Consider the following 2,609-nt stretch of genomic DNA (forward strand, 5'->3'; position numbering starts at 1 on the left):
GTGTTCACGGTACGCTGCGCCTCCTCCATGCCGAAACGCAGGCGCAGGTCGATGACGGGCACCGCCGCGCCGCGCACGTTCACCACGCCGCGCACTGCGGCGGGAGTCTGGGGGATGCGGGTTATATCGGTCATGTCCAGTATTTCCCGGACAGATGTGATGTCCAGGGCGAACATTTCCTTGCCCAGGGTGAACGTAAGAAAACGATTGGAAATCGGAAGCGCCGTGTCGCTCATGAGGATTCTCCTGTCCAGCGGTTCTGCCTAGAACCGTTCAAAATCCCGGGAGTCCGACTCTTCCTCACCACCCAAGCTGAGCACGACGCCTCCCTTGCTCTTCGGCGGCTGTGTCTTGGCCGGTATCCTGGCCTGCTGGGACCTCGCGGCTCTCCGCAGGGGCCTGCCGGGGGCTTGCCCCCCGCCTTCCACTTGGAAGAAGGAGATCACGCTCTGAAGCTGCTCGGCCTGGGAGGACAATTCCTCGGCGGTGGAGGACAATTCCTCGGAAGCAGAGGCGTTCTGCTGCACCACCTGGTCCAGCTGCTGGAGCGCCTTGTTCACCTGGATGGCCCCGGAGTTCTGCTCGGTGCTGGCGGCGCTGATCTCCTGCACAAGTTCGGCCGTCTTCTGAATGTCCGGTACTAGACGGTTCAGGAGAGCCCCTGTGCTCTCGGTTACGGCGGTGCTGCTCGACGACAGGGTGTTGATCTCGGCGGCGGCCTGCTGGCTGCGTTCGGCCAGCTTCCTCACCTCGGCGGCCACCACGGCGAAACCCTTGCCGTGCTCGCCCGCGCGGGCGGCCTCGATGGCGGCGTTCAGGGCCAGAAGGTCGGTCTGGCGGGCAATCTCTTCAATAATGGAAATCTTCTGGGCGATCTCCTTCATGGCGGCCACGGTCTGAATCATGGCTTCGCCGGACTCGCGCGCGTCCCCGGCAGCCTTGACCGCGATGCCCTCGGTCTGGCGGGCGTTGTCGGCGTTCTGGCTGATGCTGGAAGCCATCTCCTCCATGGATGCGGAGGATTCTTCCAAAGCAGCGGCCTGCTCCGTGGTGGCCTGGGAGAGACTCTGGGCCGATGCGGATAGTTCCTCACTTCCGGCGGCCATGTTGCTGGCTCCGGCCTGGACTTCCATCACCACGTTGTTGAGCCGCTCCACCATCTCCTTCAGAGAAATGAGCAGCGAGTCTTCCTCGGAGCGGGGCTTCACCACCACCCTCAGGTCGCCTTCCGAAAGCTTGCGGGCCATGTCGGCCACGAAGCGCTCGGCTTTAAGCATATCCTTGATGGACTCCAGCAGGACGTCCTTGTCGGAACGCTTGGACACATCCAGCCCTTCGAGTTCGCCCTGGGCCATGCGGACGGCGATGGCTGCAACCTCGCGTTCGGCGTCCCCCACTTTGCGGAGCGCGCCTGCCAGGACGCCGAGCTCGTCCGTCTGGTGAATGTCCAGGTTCTGTTCCAGGTCGCCCCTGGCCAGGCCTTCCGCGAAGGCCACGCCCTTGGCCAAGGGGCGTGTGATGACCCTGGAAGTAATTACCGTGAACAAGACAGCGATCAGTACGGCCAACGCAGTCAAGGCCATGACTACACGTACGGCCATGGTGCTGCGACTGTCATATTCCTCATCGCCCTTGGCGTTCTCCTCTGCAAGCGAGGCGGTGATTTCTCCCAGGGGAGCGAGGGTTTCTTCGCGAATCTTGTCTATGGCGTCATCGAACGCGCGGAGAGCCTCCTCTTCAGCAGCAAGTTCCTTGGATTCCTTTGGCAGTTTCTCTATAGCCGCAAGCTTGGGAAGCATCTGAGTTTCGAACATATCCAGGTAACGCTGGTAATTGCTTGCGAATCGCTTTGCGAGTTCCTTTTCATGTGCATTGTCGGCCAATGATTCCACGCGCTTCATGTCGTCGCGGGCCGAATTCTTGGCCTGGGCGAAGCTGGTTACTGTCTGGCTTAAGTTCCTGTTTATCTGCGCATCGGCGATGATGGTATATATACCCGCTATGCGCAGTGACGTGTCCATGATCTCCTTGAGTTCCAAAGCCCTCTTTGCACCATGGTCCTGTATGTCACCCAGGCTGGACATGGACAAAACCTGAAAGACGCTCAGGGATATGAACATACAAATTACGACGGAATACCCCAAGGCAAGCTTCGAAGATACCTTCAGATTTTGAATCATGTTCTCTCCTGCGAGTTACGCGAAGTTCATGAGGCGACACATGGTGAGCCCACCGACCAGCTTGGCTGACAACTTGCCGTTCTCCATGCCAAGAATCTTATAGTGACGATGGGATTAACGCCCGCCACGGCATAAGGGACTGCGCTTTCAGCATGCCCCCAACAACAACGCATCTTCTGTCCGTGTGCACATAGGAGACTTCAACAAATCACAATTCAAGCCACTTAACCCAATATCCACTCCATATTCATTTCAGGAAGCCGCGCCGGTGACAGATTCCAGGACGTCCACACTGCTCAGCTCGCCAAGCGCCAGGACTTCATCGGTTCCAAGGACCTGGGCGATGTCCAGGACGAGGATGAACCTGCCGTCCGCCTTGCCGATGCCGCGCAGGTAATCCGTCTTCACGGATACCCCCATTGCCGGAGG

The 2,609-nt window shown here is 59.4% G+C and carries 2 protein-coding genes; both read right to left on the reverse strand.

The features are described from left to right. On the reverse strand, positions 1–236 hold a 236-nt coding region (locus G453_RS28955), incomplete at its 3' end, for a chemotaxis protein CheW (RefSeq protein ID WP_043647029.1). A 27-nt stretch (positions 237–263) separates the two neighbouring features. Next, complete coding sequence (locus tag G453_RS0121280; RefSeq protein ID WP_235731830.1) at positions 264–2,021, reverse strand: methyl-accepting chemotaxis protein; 1,758 nt, start codon at positions 2,019–2,021, stop codon at positions 264–266. Positions 2,022–2,609: the final 588 nt, after the last annotated feature.

The organism is Fundidesulfovibrio putealis DSM 16056 (assembly GCF_000429325.1).
Lineage (GTDB): Bacteria > Desulfobacterota > Desulfovibrionia > Desulfovibrionales > Desulfovibrionaceae > Fundidesulfovibrio > Fundidesulfovibrio putealis.

Coding starts and splice junctions, on each gene's coding strand:
- G453_RS0121280 (WP_235731830.1), bottom strand. CDS start 2,021: ATGGACACGTCACTGCGCATAGCGGGTATATATACCATCATCGCCGAT.